Consider the following 18,637-nt stretch of genomic DNA (forward strand, 5'->3'; position numbering starts at 1 on the left):
GAACGGCTGTTGTGGCGAGGGAGCTTGCTCCCGCTGGGCTGCGCAGCAGCCCCAAGGCCAGGCGCCGCGGTGTGTCAGGTTGATGTGGGCAGCTTCATGGGGGCGCTTCGCGCCCAGCGGGAGCAAGCTCCCTCGCCACAAAAACGGCCTTCATTTGCTGGACGTCCGGGTGTGCTCACGGATGGAGAGTTTAGTTTTTGAAGAAGTGGAACTCGAAGCGTCCCTGGCGACATTCCAACGCAGGAGCGAGGGAACGATCGACAGCCCCTGAAACACGGCTGAACGGCTGTTGTGGCGAGGGAGCTTGCTCCCGCTGGGCTGCGCAGCAGCCCCAAGGCCAGGCGCCGCGGTGTGTCAGGCTGGTGTCGTCAGCCTCATGGGGGCGCTTCGCACCCCAGCGGGAGCAAGCTCCCTCGCCACAAAAGCGGCCTTCATCTTGCTGGACGTCTGGGTGTGCTCACGGATGGAGAGTTTAGTTTTTGAAGAAGTGGAACTCGGAGCGTTCCTGGCGACATTCCAACGCAGGAGCGAGGGAACGATCGACAGCCCCTGAAACACGGCTGAACGGCTGTTGTGGCGAGGGAGCTTGCTCCCGCTGGGCTGCGCAGCGGCCCCAAGGCCAGGCGCCGCGGTGTGTCAGGCTGATGTGGGCAGCTTCATGGGGGCGCTTCGCGCCCAGCGGGAGCAAGCTCCCTCGCCACAAAGGTATTCCAAACCAGGAGGAGGGCGCGCGGTGCGCATCACCTTCTCATCCCATGGAAGTGTCCACCCACTACCCAAGTAGCATTCGTCGCCCCGGCGCGGCTTCGTACACTCAGGGCTCCTATCACGCACCCGCCGGAGGCGATGATGCAGCAGAGCGAAGGTGTGGTGAGCGCCATGTCCCAGGCGACCGACGTCCAGCAGGTGGCCCAGGCGCTGGCGCGGCAGTTGTTGCACCCGCACCTGGGGTTCGTGCTGTTTTTCTGTTCCGCCGAATACGACTTGCCGGCCCTGGGCCAGGCGCTGTCCCAGAGTTTCGGCGGGATTCGCCTGGTGGGCTGCACCAGCGCCGGGGAAATCACCGCCCAGGGCTACGGTCGCAACTGTGTGACGGCGGTGGGGTTCGATCATCGACACTTTTCCATTGCCGCCGAGCTGATCGGTGAAATGGAACACTTCAGCCTGATCGATGCCCAGCAAATGGTCGAGCGCCTGGCCAGCGGCTGTCGCAGTAACGCCTTGGCGCCGATCAAGGGCCACAGTTTCGCCTTGACCCTGCTCGACGGCCTGTCCAGCCGCGAGGAAATGGTCCTGGCGGCCTTGAGCGCCGCGTTGGGGGATATCCCGCACTTCGGCGGCTCGGCCGGCGATGACAACTACCTGACCCACACCCACGTCTACTTCGAAGGCCAGTTCCACAGCGGCGCGGCCGTGGTGGTGCTGATCAACACGTGGCTGGAGTTCGAGGTCTTCACCACCCATCACATCCTGCCCCGGGACGAGAAACTGGTGGTGACCGGCGCCGACAGTGCTTCGCGCCGGGTCTATGAGCTCAACGCCGAACCCGCCGCCGAGGAATACGCCCGGCACATCGGCGTCCCAGTGAGCGCCCTCGACTACCGAGTCTTCGCCGCCCATCCACTGGCGGTGCGGATCAACGACCAGTACTACGTGCGTGCGATCCAGCAGGTGCACCCAGACCTGAGCCTGAGTTTCTACTGTGCGGTGGAGAACGGCATCGTCCTCACCGCCATGACCCCCGGTCCTTTGTTGCACAACCTGCAAACGCTGTTCGACGGTTTGCAGGCACGCCTCGGCGACTTGCTGCTGACCATCGGCTGCGATTGCTTCCTGCGGCGCCTGGAGCTGGAAGACCGCGGCGGCCTGGAACAGATCGGCGAGTTCCTGCGCGAACAACGGGTGATGGGGTTCAACACCTATGGAGAACAGTTCAATGGCATGCACATCAACCAGACGTTCACCGGAGTTGCCATTGCCCGACATCGCGTCCCCGGCCATCGCTGACCTACAGGCCCAGCTCGCCAGCCTGCAGCACGAAAACCGCAAGTTGCGGCGCATCAACGCGGCGCTGATCGAGCGGGTGGAGTCCGGCGTGACCCGCGGCAACGACCCCTATGCGGCGTTCCAGCACTCGGTGGTGCTGGCCGAGCAGGTGCGTGAGCGCACCGACGCGCTGAACCAGGCCATGGCCGAGCTCAAGGCCGGCAATCACTTGCTGGGCGAGGCGCGGCTGCGGGCGGAAACCGCCCACCGGCACCTGATCGACGCCATCGAGAGCATCTCCGATGCGTTTGTGCTGTTCGACGAGCAGCAACGCATCGTCCTGTTCAACAGCCGCTTCAAGGCCTTCTGGGCCAACAGCCGGGTGCGCATCATCGCCGGGATGCGTCTTTGCGAGGTCAAGCGCTTGATGACCGCCAAAGGCTTGTTCAGCGAAGAGCCCCGCGGCCAGGCCGACGAGCACGTGTTGTATCGCTTGCAGGACGGCCGCTGGCTGCAAGTCAGCGAGCGGCCGACCCAGGAAGGCGGGCGAGTGATCCTGTTTACTGACATCACCGACGTCAAGCTCAGCGAAACCGTGCGCCGCGAGCAGGCCATCGCGCAGAAGTCCCACCTGCTGCAGCGGGCGGTGGACAACCTGTCCCAGGGTGTGGCGATGGTCAATGCCCAAGGTGTGCTGGAGCTGTGGAACCGGCGCTTCCTTGAACTCAGTGGCCTGGCCCCGGTGGCGGCCCACCGGCCCTTCAACGAAGTGATCGGCGACAGTGAACTGCAACTGCTGACCCCGGCCAGTCGCGACAGCAACGGCCGGTTGATCCATGAATGCGAGCAGCGCCTGTCCGATGGCCGCGTCTTGGAAATCCGCACGCATCCATTGCCCACCGGCGGCTACGTCAACACCTTCACCGACATCACCGAGCGCTACCAGCACGCCGAGGCACTGAGCGAAAGCGAGCGCTGGATCCGCCTGATCACCGACCATGTGCCGGCGCTGATCGCCTACCTCAATGCCGACCTGGTCTACGAATTCACCAACAAGGTCTATGAGCAGTGGTATTGCTGGCCCCGTGGCGTGATGCTCGGCCAGAGCCTGCGTGAAGCCCACAGCGAGCAGCATTACCAGCGCCTGGAAGCCTACGTGGCCCGGGCATTGGCGGGTGAGAGCGTCACCTTCGAATTCGCCGAAACCAACATCAACAACCAGGAGCGCTACATGCTGCGCTCCTACGTGCCGAACCGCCTGGTCAACGGCGAAGTGGTCGGGATCTTCGTGCTGATCCGCGACATCACCGAACGCCGCCGCACCGCCGAAGCGCTGCACCAGGCTTACCAGAACCTGGAACAGCGAGTCCAGGAGCGCACGGCCGAACTGACCACCCTCAACGACCAGTTGCTGCGGGAGATCGACGAGCGCAGCCGAGTGGAATTGCGCCTGCGGGAGGCCAAGCGCGAGGCCGAGCAAGCCAACCTGTCGAAGACCAAGTTTCTCGCAGCGGTCAGCCATGACCTGCTGCAACCGCTCAACGCCGCACGCTTGTTCACCAGTGCCTTGCTCGAACGTCGCGAGCCGGTGGCCAACGCGCAATTGGTGCGCAACGTCAGCAATTCGTTGCAGGACGTCGAGAACCTGCTGGGCACCCTGGTGGACATTTCCAAGCTGGACGCCGGGGTGATCAAGGCCGATGTCGCGCCGTTCGGCCTTAGCGAGTTGCTGGACAACCTGGCCGCCGAATACGCCCAGATCGCCCGCAGCGAAGGGCTGGAGCTGCACTATGTCGGCTGTTCGGTGCTGGTGCGCAGCGACATGCAATTGCTCGCGCGGATCCTGCGCAACCTGCTGAGCAACGCCATCCGCTACACCCCCAGCGGTCGGGTGGTGCTGGGCTGCCGGAGGTATCGCCAGCGCGTGTCGATCCAAGTCTGGGACAGCGGCATCGGCATTGCCGAGAATCGCTTGGAGGAAATATTCCAGGAATTCAAGCGCGGCGACGTCCAGCGCCCGAACCAGGACCGTGGGTTGGGCCTGGGCCTGGCGATTGTCGAGAAAATCGCCGGGATCCTCGGGCACCGGATCCAGGTGCGCTCCTGGCCGGGCAAGGGCTCGATGTTCGCCATCGACGTGCCACTGAGCGCCACCGCACCCAAGCCGTTGCCGTGCCTGGACATGAGTGAGCCGATGCTGGAAAGACTGCGGGGGGCACGGGTCTGGGTGCTGGATAACGATGCGGCGATCTGCGCCGGCATGCGCACCTTGCTCGAGGGCTGGGGTTGCCAGGTGGTGACGGCGTTGTCGGAGCAGGACCTGGCCCGCCAAGTGGACAACTACCACGCCGAGGCCGACCTGCTGATCGCCGATTATCACCTGGACCACGATCAGAACGGTGTGGACGCCGTGGCCCGGATCAACGCCCGCCGGGCCTCACCGATCCCGGCCATGATGATCACCGCCAACTACAGCAACGAACTCAAGCAGCAGATCCGCGAGCGCGGCCACACCCTGATGCACAAGCCGGTGCGGCCGATGAAACTCAAGATTGCGATGAGTCATCTGCTAGGCCAATCCCAGAGCCATTGAGCGAGCGCTGTCGTGGCGAGGGAGCTTGCTCCCGCTGGGGCGCGAAGCGGCCCCAAATCCAGGCGCCTCAGTGTGCCCGCCTTGTTCAGAATGGGGCTGCTTCGCAGCCCAGCGGGAGCAAGCTCCCTCGCCACGGGGGTGTACACCTGTCCCTATAGTGTTCAGCTGATCAACGCCGCAAATAAGCCCCGAAATCAATATCCCCGGCACTGAGGATCGCCTGCACCCGGTTGTGCACATTGAGCTTGCGCAGGATCGCCGAGACGTGGGCCTTGACCGTGGTTTCGGCGATGTCCAGGGTGTAGGCGATCTGCTTGTTCGACTCGCCCTTGGTCATGCGTTCGAGCACCAGCAGCTGCTTGCGAGTCAGGGCCTGGAGTAGTTTCGGTGGGAACGCCGGGGTTTCGTTCAGGCGGCGGCCCGTCGGGCTTTTTTGCGTGCGGATGATGTCGGGCGGCAGGTACACGTTGCCGTTGAGGATCTGTTCGATGGCGTCGGTCATTTGCGAGCGTGGCGAGGATTTGGTGATGAAACCCACCGCGCCATAGGTGATGGCCTGCAACACCACTTGCTTGTCCTGCTCGGCAGAAACAATTACCACGGGGATCGTTGGTGCTTCGTTGCGCAGGTTGATCAGGCCATTGAGCCCATGCATGCCGGGCATGTTCAGGTCCAGCAGGATCAGGTCCAGGTCGTCGTGCTCGGCGGTCAACGCCAGGGCACTGTCGAGGTCGGCGGTCTCCATGACCTCGCTGCCAGGAAAACCGTCGCTGATGACGTTGTGGATGGCTTCGCGAAACAGTGGGTGATCGTCGGCTATCAGGATCTTATACATGGCCATTCACCTCGTTATTGTCGTGTGGGGCAGGGCAGTTGCACGCATTTCTTGCACGTTCAGGGAAAGGGTTCGGGCCGGGCCGCTTGCAGGGGCAGGTTCGCCGCCTCCCAGGCGTCCAGGCCATCGCGGTACCAATACAAATGCTTATAGCCCATGGCAGCGGCGCGTTTTACCGCGTTCCAGCTCAGCCAGCAATCCGAGCGGCAATAAAAGACCAGCGGTCGCTCCAGCCGCCCGCCGGTGGCCGTGCGCAGGTGATGGCTGAAGTAGTCCTGCCAGGTCGGGTCGAGATCGCCATCCCCGGTATTGGCCAGCCACAGGCTGCCGGGGAGGTTGGCATGGGGTTCGTTGTCGATGAAGTGTCCCTGGACCCATGGACGACGGTAGACGTCGATCAGCAGCGGGGGCTGGGCTTGATCGAGCAGGCGTTGCAGGGTTTGGGTGTCGAGGGTCTGGGCACCGTCGACGGTGGTGGGCGTCGGGCTGCGGTATTGGGCGATGCGATAGCCCTGGGCTGAAAACAGCGCGGTCTCGGCCTGCGCGATATTCAGCGCCAGGCCCAGCAGGAGGATCGCCAGCAAACGGGGCATAGGATTTATCCTTTTTGTTATGCGCCCATTACATGCCAGGGTCGAGGTCTTGTGAATGCGACCATGGACAGGGAAACCGGTACTAAAGTAGTAATTTCGGTCTTAAAGACAAGTGTGATCCTGAAGTCATGCACGGTCTCTGTGGGAGCGAGCCTGCTCGCGATAGCGGTCTACCAGTCACATTTTTACTCGCTGAGAACCACCGCAATCGCGAGCAGGCTCGCTCCCACAGGGAGGTTCACCCACAGGGGGATTTGTGTGGAGCAGTTCAATTGGCCTTGCGCAACGCCGCATGCTGCGGATTGAACGTCCACACCGCCAACAGCGCGAACACCAGGGTCAAGCCCACGCACACCGCCATCGCCAGCAGGTTGAACTGCTCATACAGCGCATAACGCACCAACTCCACGCCATGGGTGAACGGGCTGACCGCGCAGAGCCAGTACAGCCACGGGCTGGCTTCCTGCATTTTCCACAGCGGGTACAGCGCCGAGGATAGGAAGAACATCGGGAAGATCACGAAATTCATCACCCCGGCGAAGTTCTCCAGTTGCCGGATGGCATTGGACAACAACAGGCCCAGGGCACTGAGCATCAGCGCTACCAACAGCAGCGCCGGCAAGGCCAGCAGCAGGCCCATGGCCGGCGGTTGGATGCCGTACAGCCAGGCGATGGCGAGAAAGGCATAGACCTGCAACAGCGAGATCAGCGACGTCGCCAGCAACTTGCTTGCCAGCAGGAACGCCCGGGGCAGGGGACTGGTAAGCAGCACGCGCATGCTGCCCATTTCCCGATCGTAGACCATCGACAGCGAGCCCTGCATGCCGTTGAACAACAGGATCATGCAGGCCAGCCCCGGCACGATGTATACCTCGTAGGGGATGTAGGTGTCGTAGGGGGCGATGATGGCGATACCCAGTGCCGCGCGAAAGCCGGCGGCGAACACCAGCAGCCACAGCAGTGGCCGGACCAGGGCGCTGAGCAGCCGGGTGCGTTGCAGCACGAAGCGCAGCCATTCGCGCATGACGATGCCGCTGAAACAGTGCCAATACGCGCTCATGGCCGGGCTCCCGAAGCGGTCAACTGGGTGAAGGCCGAACCGAGGGTGCCGCCGTGTTCCTGGCTCACCGCATCGGCCTGGCCGCTGGCGACCAGGCGGCCCTGGTGCACGATCAACAGGTCATCGCTGGGCTGCACTTCGTCCAGCAGGTGAGTGGTCCAGAGCACGCTGATGCCTTGCTCGCGGCACAGTTGCCGGATGTGCAGGCCGAGGGCGAGGCGGCTGGCCGGATCGAGGCCGACGCTGGGTTCGTCCAGCAGCAGCAAGCGCGGTTCGTGGAGCAGGGCCCGGGCGATTTCCACCCGGCGCCGGTGGCCGCCGTTGAGGTCGCGCACCCGTTCATGGCGCCGCTCGATCAGGTGCTGGCGAGTCAGTTCGGCGTCGAGGCGGACGCTGCCCTGGCGTCGGGAAAAACCATGCAGCGCCAGGTGGTAGCGCAGGTTCTGTTCGATGCTCAGGTCCAGGTCCAGGGTACTTTGTTGGAACACCACACCCAACTGGCGCAAGGCCGGATGCGGAGATTTTTGCAGAGAATGACCGCCGATGCGGATCTCGCCACGTTGCAGATCGTACAGGCGGGTGAGCAGGGCGATCAGCGTCGACTTACCGGCGCCGTTGGGTCCCAGCAGCGCGGCGAAACGTCCAGCGGGCAGGCGGAAACTCATCTGCTTGAGGGCGTCGCGTGCGCCATAGGCGAAGCTCAGGTCGCTGACCTCCAGGGCGTTCATGGCGTCACCACCACACCCCATGGATAGCGCCCGACTTTCACCGACTTCAGGACTTTGCGGCGCTCTACATCGATTACCGAGACATCGCCGCTGACGCCATTGGTCGCCAGCAGTTGCTTCTGGTCTGGGGTGAACGCCAGTTGCCAGACCCGCCGGCCCACCAACAGGTAGTCCAGCACTTCGAAGGTCTTGGCGTCGATCACCGCCACATGGTTGGCCGGGCCCAGGGCGACGAACGCCAGCGTGCCGTCGGCACTGAGCTTGATGCCCACCGGCTGGACCTTGTCCGGGTGCACGCCTTTGATCTGGAAGGTCAAGGTCTTGAGTACCTGGCGCGTGGCGACGTCGAGGATGGTCAAGGTTCCACCGATCTCCGCCGAGGCCCAGAGCTGCGTGCCGTCGCGATTGAATTCGACGAAACGCGGGCGCTGGTCCACCAGGGTGTTGTCGGCCAGGGTCTGGGTGCTGGTGTCGATCCAGTGCAGCATGTTCGTGGTTTCACTGGTGTTGACCGCCCACTTGCCGTCGGGGCTGACAGCCATGCCTTCGGGCTCGACCCCCACGCCGATCTGGCCCAGGACTTCGGAGGTCTGGGTGTCGATCACCGTGACCAGGGCATCGTCTTCGTTGGACACGTAGAGCCAGCGGTCGTTGGGGTGCAGGGCGAACTGCTCCGGGTCCTTGCCGGACGGCAGTTCCTTGATGATCTTGCGGGTGGCGACGTCCATCACCTGGACCCGGTCCGAGTCGCTGGCGCAGATGTACAGCAGGCGATTGTCATGGGACAGCAGCAGGCCCCGGGGACGCTGGCCTACCGGCAGGGTGTCGATGACTTCCAGGCGCTGCAGGTCGATCAGGCTCAGGCTGTTGTCTTTTTCGTTGGAGACCCAGGCGATGCTGGCGGCGGCGGGGTCGGCGGCGAGCAACGCAGCGCCCAGGGCGAGAGCTTTGCATAGCAGGGTCGGGCGGAGCTGGGCCGGGTAAATCAAGGCGCGGTGCATGGCGGTTTCCTTATTGTTGTTATCGATCAGGGGTAACGGCAGCTCACTTCGGGCTGGTCATAGCCCAGGCTGTCCATTTCATTGGAAGGGTGCAGGAAGCCGTCCTGGGGCGAAGTGCTGACCAGGGCCCGGGGCTGGACCAGGGGAATCGGCTGGCGCAGTTGGCCGTTCCACGGCCGGTAGCTGAGCTTGCGACCCTTGAAACCGTCCAGCGGCAATTGGTCGCTGAGGGCCAGTTGGCGGATGGCGAACGGGTCGTCCTGGCGCAGTTTGCTCACGGCGGCGGCGATGCTGCGCACGGCGATCCAGGCGGCGAAGTCGCGGTCGTTCATCCAGCGCCCGGCCAGGGCTTCGAAGCGTTTTTGCAACTGCGCCGCGCCGTAGGTTTCCACGGTCTTGTGCCAGCCGGTGGGCGTCAGCCCTTGGGTGCCGGCCACCGGGCGCGGGTACCAGGTCTGGTAGGGCAGGTATTCACCGAAGTCGCCGCGTTCGTCGGCCACCAGCACCACGTCGTACTCGGCGGTCTGGGTGAACAGCGGCATGTCGGCCTGGGCGCTGCGGCGCTGGTCGTTGTCGAACTGCCAGGCCTTCTCGGCGACGGTCTTCATGCCGAAGCGTTTCATGGCCCGGCGCAATGCGGCGGCGTACGCCTGGTCCTCGGGCATCTGGCCGACGACCAGCAAGGCCCGCTGCCATTTGCGCACGACGCTGAACTGCACGAGGGCATCGGCGAGCATGGCGCGGTCGGGCAGGCTGTGCAGCACGTTGCCCAGGCAGTCGGTGGTGCGCAGGCTGTCGTCGGGGCTGCCAGCATTGAACAGCAGGCTGTCGGGCAGGGCGGCGCTGAGATCGCGCAGGCTGCTGGCCGGTGCGTTGACCACGAACAACCGCAGGCCCTGGTCGTGTTGGGTTCGGGCGGCCTGGAGCAGGGCTTCGGGCGTGTCGACGCTGGCGCTTTCCAGGCGGTAGTCGTGCTTGAGAAAACGCCCGGTGCTGTTGCTGTCGACGATCGCCAGCTCAGCGCCGCGCAAGCCGGCATCGGCCGGTTCGGCGATGACATTGGAGAGCAGCGGCCCCGGGTCGGGGCGATAACCCAGGTAGCCGATACGCACTTGCAACGGCGCGGCATCGCCGGCGTGAGCGGTTGTCGCTGCCAGCAGAAAAACCAGGGCGTAACTGACGAGCCGGCGCATGACGTCCTCCATTGCGGGTAGCGCCAGCATAGGAAGGCCACGGCCAAGGGGAAATATGCAGAAAGTACCGCCGGGGCAGTACCAAGGTAGTAACTCACCTTGGCGGCCGGGGTTTTAGGATGCATGGCAATCGTCATTGACCAGGAGCGGACAGACCATGCGGATTCTCAAGACCCTGCTGCTGCCGTTCCTGTTGATCCTGAGCTTGATCGGGGTGGATCGGTTGCCTGAACCCTATAAACACCCACAGCCCCCTGTGGGAGCGGGCTTGCTCGCGAAGGGGGCCGTACTGTCGACACCTATGCTAACTGATCCACCGCTTTCGCGAGCAAGCCCGCTCCCACAAGGGATCTGTGGCGTGCATATGAGGTGTGAGTTCATTCCGGAAATGGGCCACTGAACATGTCAGCCCTCTGGCGAATCAACCTCGGGGTTTGCGCCTTCTTCGCCCTGGTCACCCTGGCCTGTGCCGTCTTGCTGCTGCACCAGGCCACGGCCGATGTGAAACGTGAATTGCAATCAGCCGAGTCGGTGGTGCATTACCTGCGCGAAACCGCCGAGCGCGACCCGGCCAGTCTTCAGCCACGGTTGACCGGCAGCCTGCGTCATGTGCGGGTCCGTTGGTTGGTTCCCGGCGAGTTGTTCCCGGCGGATGAGGAAGGGGTGAAGGCCTGGCTCGGCCGCCGGCTGCTGGACGACGGCCCGGCGGCCCAGGTGGTGGATTTGCCTGACGGTCGACGGGCGTGGATTGCCGTCGATCCACGGGATGAAATCGACGAAATCCTCGATTCATTGGTGCAATTGTTGTACGTCTGCGCCTTGGCGCTGTTGCTCAGCCTGTTGGTCATCCGCTGGGCCGTACGCCGTGGCATGCGTTTGCTCGACGAGCTACTGCAAGCGCTGCGTCAGGTGTCTGCGGGAAACCTGCAGGTGCGCCTGGGCACTGAAGGTGTGCCGGAGACGCAGCAACTGGCGGGGCATTTCAATCGCATGACCGCTGCCTTGGCCGAGGCCCAGGCCGATAACGCCCGGCTCACCCAGGCCTTGCTGGCGGTGCAGGAGCAGGAGCGCACCCGGCTGGCCCAGACCCTGCACGACGACCTGGGGCAATACGTGGCCGGTATTCGTGCCCGTGCCTGCCTGCTGCGGCTGGTGATGGATCAACCGCCGACGCTGGAACAGACCGTCAGCCAGCTTGAAGACCATTGCGAGCATTTGCAGCAGGGGTTCCGGGCGCTGGTGCATGACTTGTACCCGGTGGTGTTGCAGCACCTGCCGTTATGTGAAGCCATCGAGGTGTTGGCCGGGCGATGGCAGGCAACCCAGGGCATCGCCTGCCAGTTGCGGATCGATACAGCCCTGCCGCCCATGTCGGGGCCCGACAAGACCCATCTGTATCGGTTGTTGCAGGAAGCGTTGACCAACGTTGCCCGACATGCCGGTGCCACGCAGGTACGGATTCGCCTGCAACATCGCGCCGGACGCTTGCGCTTGCTGGTGCGCGACAACGGTCAGGGCGCGCCGCAACCACCGCGTGCGGGGGTGGGCCTGCACTCGATGGCCGAACGGGCACGCAGCCTAGGCGGTGAGTTGCGCGTCATCAGCCAGCCCGGTGCCGGTTGGGCGCTGGCCTTGAATATTGCCTGGGAGGCGTGATGAACATTTTGTTGGTGGATGACCATGCGGTGGTGCGGCAGGGCTATGCCAGCTTGTTGCAGGTACTGATGCCGGACCTGCGGGTCCGCGAAGCAGCCACGGGTGAAGAGGCGCTGAGCCAGGTGCAGGAGCAGGTGCCTCATCTGGTGATCATGGACTTCGGCTTGCCCGGGATCAGTGGCTTGGAAACCACCCGGCGGCTGCGCCAGCGACTGCCGCAACTGCGGGTGTTGTTCTTCAGCATGCACGACGAACTGCCGCTGGTGCGCCAGGCGCTGGATGCGGGTGCGGCGGGCTACCTGACCAAGAACTCGGCGCCCCAGGTGCTGGTGGAGGCGGTGCGCCGGGTGCTGGCCGGGCATGCCTACATCGAACAGTCCCTGGCCACGCAACTGGCCTGCGCCAGCTCCCGACACGATGCCGACCCGCGCCTGCAATGCATGACCCAACGGGAATTGGAGATTTTCGTCATGCTCGCCAAGGGCACTCCGGCCCGGACCATCGCCGAGCAGCTGTGCATCAGCGCCAAGACCGTGTCCAACCACCTGACGCTGCTCAAGAGCAAGCTGCAGGTCAGTTCCCATGCGGAGCTGGTGCATTTGGGTATCGATATGGGCGTGGTGCGGGTGGCCGGCTAATGTTTGATTTGAAATGCGATCACCTGTGGCGAGGGAGCTTGCTCCCGCTGGGGTGCGGAGCGCCCCCAAAACCCGGCACCTCGGTGTGTCAGGCTCATTGAGTTGACCCTATTGGGGGCTGCTTCGCACCCCAGCGGGAGCACGCTCCCTCGCCACAGGGGCGCGACAGGCTTATCTATCCCAGGACGTTGGGCACCCGGTACAGCCCTGCATATTCGCATCCTGGAAATTCCCATAATGCTGGCGAGAACCGCTCAAGTTGGCCTGTTCCAGGTTGCTTTCGCCGAGCTTGGCTTCTTGCAGGTTGGTGTCGCGCAGGTTGGCGCCCTTGAGGTCGGCCTTGCTCAGCCAGGCCATTTCCAGGTCCGCGGCTTGCAGATTGGCCTCGTGCAGGCGGGCACCGGACAGGCGAGCGAATTGCAGGTAGGCCGCCGTCAGGTCGGCACGCTGGAATTGCGCGCCTTGGGCGAACAGGCCCCAACCCTGGATCGCCATGAGCGTGGCACCGCTGAAGTCCGCCAGGCGCAGGTTGCTTTGTTGCAGGCTGGCACGGGTCAGGTTGGCGCCTTGTAGCTGGGCTTTCTCAAGGTTGGCCAAGTCCAGCCGCGCGTGCCGCAGGTCGGCATCGCGCAGGTCGGCGCCGCTGAGGTTCATCTTGCGCAGGTCCTGATTCGCCAGTTGTGCGCCGCGCAGGTTGGCGCCGGGGCATTGGCTGGATTCGGCGATGATGCAGCCGTTGATGGCCAGTGGGGTGTCGGGGTCGTCGGCATGGGCAAAGGTGCCGATGAACAGAAGCAGCAGTGGCAATGATTTCATGGCATGAACTCGGGCAAGTGTGGGAGCGGGCTTGCTCGCGAAGGCGTAGTGCCAGTCAATATCAATGCTGGTTGAACCACCGCTTTCGCGAGCAAGCCCGCTCCCACAGGGGATGGGGTACAGGTCAGCGGCTATTTCTGCGCCGTCGCCTTATCCCAACTCGGGATCTTGAATACCCAGAACGACCCGCCCTGGGCCACGGGCTTGGTCAGTTCGGCCATGTCGCCGCCCCACAGCGGCACGGCGCCGCCGTAGCCGACGGTCACGCCGATGAACTGCTCGCCGTCCTGCTCCCAGGTGATGGGCGGGGAGACGATGCCGCTGCCCGTCTGGAATTTCCACAGTTCCTTGCCGGTCTTCGCGTCGAAGGCCTTGAAGAAGCCGTCGCCGGTGCCCGTGAACACCAGGTTGCCCTTGGTCGCCAGCACGCCGGCCCACAGCGGTAGCGGTTCCTTGTGTTCCCAGACCACTTTGCCGGTGGTGGGGTTCATCGCTCGCAGGCTGCCGACGTGATCGTCGTACATGCGCTTGATACGGAAGCCCATGCCCAGGTAGGCCGAACCTTTCTTGTAGTTCACTTCCTCGGTCCAGTACTCCTCTTTCCACTGGTTGCCGGGGACGTAGAACAGGCCGGTGTCCTGGCTGTAGGCCATGGGGTTCCAGTTCTTGCCACCGAGGAAGGGCGGCGAGACTTCCACTGGCTTGCCCTTGGTTTCACCAGGCAATGGCTTGGCCGGGCGCTGGCCGGGATTTTCCACCGGGCGGCCGGTCTTCAGGTCGATGTGGCTGGCCCAGGTGATGTTGTCGACGAAGGGGAACGCGTTCTGCAGCTTGCCGTTGTTGCGGTCCACCACGTAGAAGAAACCGTTGCGGTCGGCGTGGGCGGTGGCCTTGACCACCTTGCCGTCTTTGTCCTTGTAGTCGAACAGCACCAGCTCGTTGTTGCCGGAGAAATCCCAGGCGTCGTTGGGCGTGTGTTGGTAGAACCACTTCACCTCGCCGGTGCTTGGGTCGACGCCGACCTGGCCGGAGGTGTAGAGGCTGTCGTAATCATGGGGGTTGCCGTCCTTGGACGTGCGCGCCCAGGTGTTCCATGGGCCGGGGTTGCCCGCGCCGACGATGATGGTGTTGGTCTCGGGATCGAAACTGGCGCTCTGCCAAGGTGCGCCGCCGCCATGGCTCCAGGCCTCGACCTTGCCGGTCTCGGTGGTCTTGTCGTCGGGCCAGGAGGGCGCCTTGACGTCGCCGGTCGGTGTGCTGTCCTTGCCGTTGAGGCGGCCCATGTGGCCTTCGACGAACGGACGCATCCAGACTTCTTCACCCGTGTCCGGGTCGCGGGCGAACAGTTGCCCGACCACACCGAACTCGTCACCGGAACTGCCGTGGATCAGCAGGACCTTGCCGCTGGTCTTGTCCTTGATCAGCACCGGGGCGCCGGTCATGGTGTAGCCGCCGGCGTGGTCGCCGAACTTCTTGTTCCACACCACCTTGCCGGTGTTTTTATCCAAGGCGACCACGCGGGCGTCCAGGGTGCCGAAATAGATCTTGTCGCCATAGATGGCCGCGCCGCGATTGACCACGTCGCAGCACGGGCGAATGTTGTCCGGCAGCCGGTGGTTGTAGGTCCACAGGCGCTTGCCGGTCTTGGCGTCGAGGGCGAACACCCGCGAGTACGAACCGGTGACGTACACCACGCCGTCGCTGACGATGGCCTGGGATTCCTGGCCGCGCTGCTTCTCGTCGCCGAATGAGTAGGACCAGGCCGGGGTCAGCTTGAACACGTTCTTGTCGTTGACCTGGGCCAGCGGGCTCCAGCGCTGGGCGTTGGTGCCCATGCCGTATTGCAACACGTCCTGGGTGGTCAGGTGGTCGTTGGCGATGTCTTCCCAACTGACCCCTGGCGCTGCGGCGCTGGCCAAGGGGCTCAGCGACAGACTGCCGGCCAGCAGCAAGGCAACCGTCAGGGAGGAGAGGGCGGGTAGCGTTTTTATTCTCATGGTGGCAGTTCCCAGTGAAAGGTTTTGGCCTGACTAGGTTGGGTCGCGCCGGGGGGCCGCCGATACGGAAAAAGTCCCGCCTTTGCCGGGAAGATTTCCCAAACCGCCTGTCTTTGCGACTTGCGTCGGATGGCCTGCTACCAAGGAACTAGACCCCGGCCACCAAAGCAGCATTCGGCTGGCGGCACAGGGTTCCTAAGATGACGGCACGGCCTCTGCCAAGAGGTCTTGCGTGCAATCCAGAGGGCATAACAATGACAACAAAACGCAACGCCATCATCGCTACCGCATTATGGATGGGGCTGACCGGCGCAGGCTCCGCATGGGCCCATGGCAACGTAGTGCCCCAAGCAGTGGAAACCAAGGGACTGACCCCGATCAAGGACACCAACCTGCCGCTGGACGCCGATGGGTGGGCTGCCCAGAACCCGTATCGCAATGCTCCCGAGCGTGAAAAAGCCGTGGAGATCGGCGCCTCGGCCTACAACCAGAACTGCGCGGCCTGCCATGGCCTGGAGGCCAAGTCTGGCGGGATCGCCCCGGACCTGCGCATGCTCGACGCCGCCGAAGCCGGCGATGAATGGTTCGTCGAACGCGTGCGCCACGGTGCGGTGCGCGACGGCCGGGTCTACATGCCGAAAATGGCCGACTACCTGAGCCAGGAAGCGCTATGGGCGGTGCGCACCTACCTCGACAGCGTGCACGTCGAGGAGTGATCGCCATGCGCCTGTTCGCGTGGGTGATGTGCAGCGTGCTGCTGTGTGGCCAGGCGGTGCAGGCGCAGGTGCGCAGCTACGATCAGATGATCGCCGCCGGGGAGTTGAAGGTGGCGGTCTACAAGGATTTCGCGCCCTACAGTTTTGAAGATCAGGGCCAGCCCCGGGGTGTCGATGTTGAATTGGCGCAAGCCTTGGCCAAGGCCATGGGCGTGCGTCTGAAACTGATGTGGGCACCGCCCGGCGAGAAGCTCGACGACGATCTGCGCGATTACATCTGGCGCAGCAGCCCGCTGCACGACCGGCAACTGGCCGACTTGATGATGCGGGTGCCATACGATCATGACTACGTGCAAAGGCGCAACGACATCGGGGAACTGGAAAACGCCCAGGTGGTGATGTTCGGTCCCTATCAGCAGGAATGCTGGCAGGTGGCGTATGACCGTCGCCGGCTGGAGTCGGTGGGCAGTGTCGCCGTGTTCCAGCAACACCCCGTCGGGGTGGAGGTCGACAGTGTGCCGTCGTTCTACCTGACCTCGGTGTTCAACGGCATGCTCAGCGCCAAGACTCGCCATTACCCCAGCGTCGCCAAGGCCTTCGGGGCCATGCAGGCCGGAGAGGTCGACGCCGTCATGGCCATGCGCGGGGAAGTTGACTGGCAGGTGCATGAGGCGGCCGATCGGCAGTTGGCGCTGGCGGAGAACGCCTATCCGAACATGGGCAAGCAACGCTGGGAAATCGGCATGGCGGTGCACGAAAGCAACCGTCAGTTGGCCTACGCGGTGGAAGAGGCGCTGGAAGGCTTGATCCGCGACGGCAGCCTCAAGGCGATGTATGCCCGCTATGGCCTGCGCTACGACGTACCCGAAATGTACCAATAGGAGCGCTGGGATGAACTGGCGAGCGTATGGCCTGCTGTTAGGGTGCCTGCCGTGGCTGGCGATGGCGGTCGAGCCGGGGAAGGATCCGGTGCCGTCGGTGATGTGGGCCTTTTATCACAAGCAGTTGCTGGGGGAGGCGCCGTTCGTGTTCGACGACCGAGTGCGGCTGCTGGCGCCACCGTTTGCCGAAGATGCGCGCCAGGTGCCACTGGAAATCGATGCCCGGGCCTTTGCCGGCGACGTCGTACGGGTGCTGGCCTGGGCCGAGCTGAACCCCTTGCCGAAAATCGTCGACTTCCAACCCGGGGAGCGGGTGCTGCCTTGGCTGTCGGTCCGTATTCGCATCGAGCAAGCCACGCCGTTGCGCGCCGCCGTGCAGACCCGCGATGGCCTGTGGCACGTCGGTTCGACCCTGATCGATGCAGCCGGTGGCGGCTGCACTGCCCCCAGCGTGGTGCGCACCCAGCCGGGCTGGGAGGAACACTTGGGCGAGGTACTGGGCGGCCGTTATCCGCGAGGGGATTCGAGTCGCCTGCGCCTGCAAGTCAACCATCCAATGGACAACGGCCTGGTGAGCGGCATCCCGGAGTTTTTCCTCAACCAGGCGCAACTGCTGGACGCCGACGGTCAGGTGTTGGCGCGCCTGGAGCTGTTCCCGGCGGTCAGCGAAAACCCCAACCTGGGCTTCGATATCCAAGGCCCGGGACAGACCCGCCTGGTGCTGCGCGACAACAGCGGCAACGCGTTCGAGGCGGCCATTCCCTGACCAGAAGGAGCGCGCCATGCGCTGGCTGTTACTGCTCTGTCTTGGCCTGTGCCTGCCGGCATGGTCCGCCACCGATTATTCACTCAAGCCCCGGCAGATCGCCGCAGGCACCTGGCTGCTGGAAGGCAGCACCGAGAATTTTGCCAAGGCCAACGGCGGCAACATCGTCAATACGGCGTTCATCGTCACCGAGGCCGGCGTGGTGGTGATCGACACCGGGCCGTCGAAACGCTACGGCGAGGCGCTGCGCCAGGCCATTGCCGCGACCACCGACAAGCCGGTCATCCAGGTCTTGCTGACCCATCATCACCCTGACCACGTATTGGGCAACCAGGCGTTCAGCGACGTGCCTATCGGTGCCTTGGCGGGCACCACCGACCTGCTGCGACAGCAGGGTGATGCGCTGGCGGAGAACATGTACCGGCTGGTGGGCGACTGGATGCGCGGCACCGAGGTGGTGTTGCCGACCCGCGAGCTGGCGGCCGGGACGTTGACGGTGGGCAATCATTCATTGCGTCTGCTGGCATTGGCCGGGCACACCGGCGCGGACCTGGCGATCCTGGATGAAACCACTGGCGCGTTGTTCGCCGGCGACCTGGTGTTCTACGAACGGGCCCTGACCACCCCCAACAGCCCCGGTCTGGAAGTCTGGCTCCAGGACCTGGACACCTTGCAGGCCTTGCCCTGGAAGCAGATCGTGCCCGGCCATGGCCCGGTCGCGAGCGACGCCGGGCCCTTTGTGCAGATGCGCGACTACCTGGGCTGGCTCGACCAACTGATGCGCGACGGCGCGGCGCGGGGCGACGACATGGCCGAGATGATCCGCTGCCCTATTTCCGAGCGCTTTGCGGGGATCAGCTTGACTCGGTACGAGTTGATTCGCAGTGTCAGTCATCTTTATCCGCGTTATGAGCGGGCGGGGATGAAGCGGGTGGATACCCACGACCCTGACTGAACACATACCCCGTGGCGAGGGAGCTTGCTCCCGCTGGGCTGCGCAGCAGCCCCCTGTCGGTCAACCTGGCTATCAATGTTGGCTGGGCTATTTTTGGGGCCGCTGCGCGCCCCAGCGGGAGCAAGCTCCCTCGCCACAGGGGGAGGCACCGGCAAAGAAGCTGGATGCGACGACGCCTCATGTGTACCAAGGAACTAGAAAACTCAACACAGCGGGCAATTGT

Annotated in this window: 16 protein-coding genes; 8 read left to right on the forward strand and 8 right to left on the reverse strand. The window is 64.0% G+C overall.

Going from position 1 to position 18,637, the window contains the following annotated elements:
* Positions 1 to 849 precede the first annotated feature (849 nt).
* The gene (gene nosP / locus HU715_RS07255) at positions 850 to 2,007 is read left to right on the forward strand and encodes a nitric oxide-sensing protein NosP (protein ID WP_411384821.1); all 1,158 of its coding nucleotides are present in this window, start codon (positions 850 to 852) and stop codon (positions 2,005 to 2,007) included.
* Entirely contained in the window at positions 1,937 to 4,579 is a 2,643-nt protein-coding gene (gene nahK, locus HU715_RS07260) for a hybrid sensor histidine kinase/response regulator NahK/ErcS' (RefSeq protein WP_225917567.1), read from the forward strand. The genes nosP and nahK overlap by 71 nt, the downstream gene beginning before the upstream one ends.
* Before the next feature lie 169 nt (positions 4,580 to 4,748).
* Here nahK and HU715_RS07265 read toward each other — a convergent pair whose 3' ends face one another.
* The 6 genes from HU715_RS07265 to HU715_RS07290 all read right to left on the reverse strand — a co-directional run bounded on the left by HU715_RS07265 (position 4,749) and on the right by HU715_RS07290 (position 9,989).
* A complete protein-coding gene (locus HU715_RS07265; RefSeq protein ID WP_186707604.1) occupies positions 4,749 to 5,414 on the reverse strand; it encodes a response regulator transcription factor in 666 nt (221 codons plus the stop codon).
* 59 nt (positions 5,415 to 5,473) lie between these two features.
* Entirely contained in the window at positions 5,474 to 6,007 is a 534-nt protein-coding gene (locus HU715_RS07270) for a PQQ-dependent catabolism-associated CXXCW motif protein (protein WP_186707605.1), read from the reverse strand.
* 268 nt (positions 6,008 to 6,275) lie between these two features.
* Positions 6,276 to 7,067 carry an ABC transporter permease gene (locus tag HU715_RS07275; RefSeq protein WP_186707606.1) on the reverse strand — a complete coding sequence of 264 codons (792 nt, stop codon included), beginning with the start codon at positions 7,065 to 7,067 and terminating at the stop codon, positions 6,276 to 6,278.
* On the reverse strand, positions 7,064 to 7,795 hold the full coding sequence (locus HU715_RS07280; protein WP_186707607.1) for an ABC transporter ATP-binding protein: 732 nt from the start codon (positions 7,793 to 7,795) through the stop codon (positions 7,064 to 7,066). Before HU715_RS07280 ends, HU715_RS07275 begins: the two co-directional genes overlap by 4 nt.
* A complete protein-coding gene (locus HU715_RS07285) occupies positions 7,792 to 8,796 on the reverse strand; it encodes a YVTN family beta-propeller repeat protein (RefSeq protein WP_186707608.1) in 1,005 nt (334 codons plus the stop codon). The genes HU715_RS07280 and HU715_RS07285 overlap by 4 nt, the downstream gene beginning before the upstream one ends.
* Before the next feature lie 26 nt (positions 8,797 to 8,822).
* Positions 8,823 to 9,989, reverse strand: a complete 1,167-nt coding sequence (locus HU715_RS07290; protein ID WP_186707609.1) for an ABC transporter substrate-binding protein — start codon at positions 9,987 to 9,989, stop codon at positions 8,823 to 8,825.
* A gap of 402 nt (positions 9,990 to 10,391) precedes the next feature.
* Here HU715_RS07290 and HU715_RS07295 point away from each other — a divergent pair, with 402 nt between their 5' ends.
* A complete protein-coding gene (locus tag HU715_RS07295; protein ID WP_186707610.1) occupies positions 10,392 to 11,645 on the forward strand; it encodes a HAMP domain-containing sensor histidine kinase in 1,254 nt (417 codons plus the stop codon).
* A complete protein-coding gene (locus HU715_RS07300) occupies positions 11,645 to 12,283 on the forward strand; it encodes a response regulator (RefSeq protein ID WP_186707611.1) in 639 nt (212 codons plus the stop codon). The genes HU715_RS07295 and HU715_RS07300 overlap by 1 nt, the downstream gene beginning before the upstream one ends.
* Before the next feature lie 171 nt (positions 12,284 to 12,454).
* On the opposite strand, the gene HU715_RS07305 is transcribed toward HU715_RS07300, so the two are convergent.
* Together HU715_RS07305 and exaA are read right to left on the reverse strand one after the other, a co-directional pair.
* Positions 12,455 to 13,099 carry a pentapeptide repeat-containing protein gene (locus tag HU715_RS07305; RefSeq protein ID WP_186707612.1) on the reverse strand — a complete coding sequence of 215 codons (645 nt, stop codon included), beginning with the start codon at positions 13,097 to 13,099 and terminating at the stop codon, positions 12,455 to 12,457.
* A 131-nt stretch (positions 13,100 to 13,230) separates the two neighbouring features.
* Positions 13,231 to 15,096, reverse strand: coding sequence for a quinoprotein ethanol dehydrogenase (gene exaA, locus HU715_RS07310; RefSeq protein WP_186707613.1), 1,866 nt, complete (start codon positions 15,094 to 15,096; stop codon positions 13,231 to 13,233).
* Positions 15,097 to 15,350: 254 nt separating this feature from the next.
* Between exaA and pedF the strand changes: the two genes are divergently transcribed.
* From pedF to HU715_RS07330, 4 genes are read left to right on the forward strand one after another with little or no spacing between them, the layout of a single operon-like run.
* Entirely contained in the window at positions 15,351 to 15,812 is a 462-nt protein-coding gene (gene pedF / locus HU715_RS07315) for a cytochrome c-550 PedF (RefSeq protein WP_186707614.1), read from the forward strand.
* Between the two features lie 5 nt (positions 15,813 to 15,817).
* Positions 15,818 to 16,693 (forward strand): substrate-binding periplasmic protein, encoded by an 876-nt coding sequence (locus HU715_RS07320; RefSeq protein ID WP_186707615.1) that lies wholly within the window; start codon positions 15,818 to 15,820, stop codon positions 16,691 to 16,693.
* A gap of 10 nt (positions 16,694 to 16,703) precedes the next feature.
* Complete coding sequence (locus tag HU715_RS07325) at positions 16,704 to 17,459, forward strand: quinoprotein dehydrogenase-associated SoxYZ-like carrier (RefSeq protein WP_186707616.1); 756 nt, start codon at positions 16,704 to 16,706, stop codon at positions 17,457 to 17,459.
* 16 nt (positions 17,460 to 17,475) lie between these two features.
* Positions 17,476 to 18,414, forward strand: a complete 939-nt coding sequence (locus tag HU715_RS07330) for a quinoprotein relay system zinc metallohydrolase 1 (protein WP_186707617.1) — start codon at positions 17,476 to 17,478, stop codon at positions 18,412 to 18,414.
* The last annotated feature ends 223 nt before the right edge of the window (positions 18,415 to 18,637 follow it).

Source organism: Pseudomonas zanjanensis, assembly GCF_014268745.2.
Lineage (GTDB): Bacteria > Pseudomonadota > Gammaproteobacteria > Pseudomonadales > Pseudomonadaceae > Aquipseudomonas > Aquipseudomonas zanjanensis.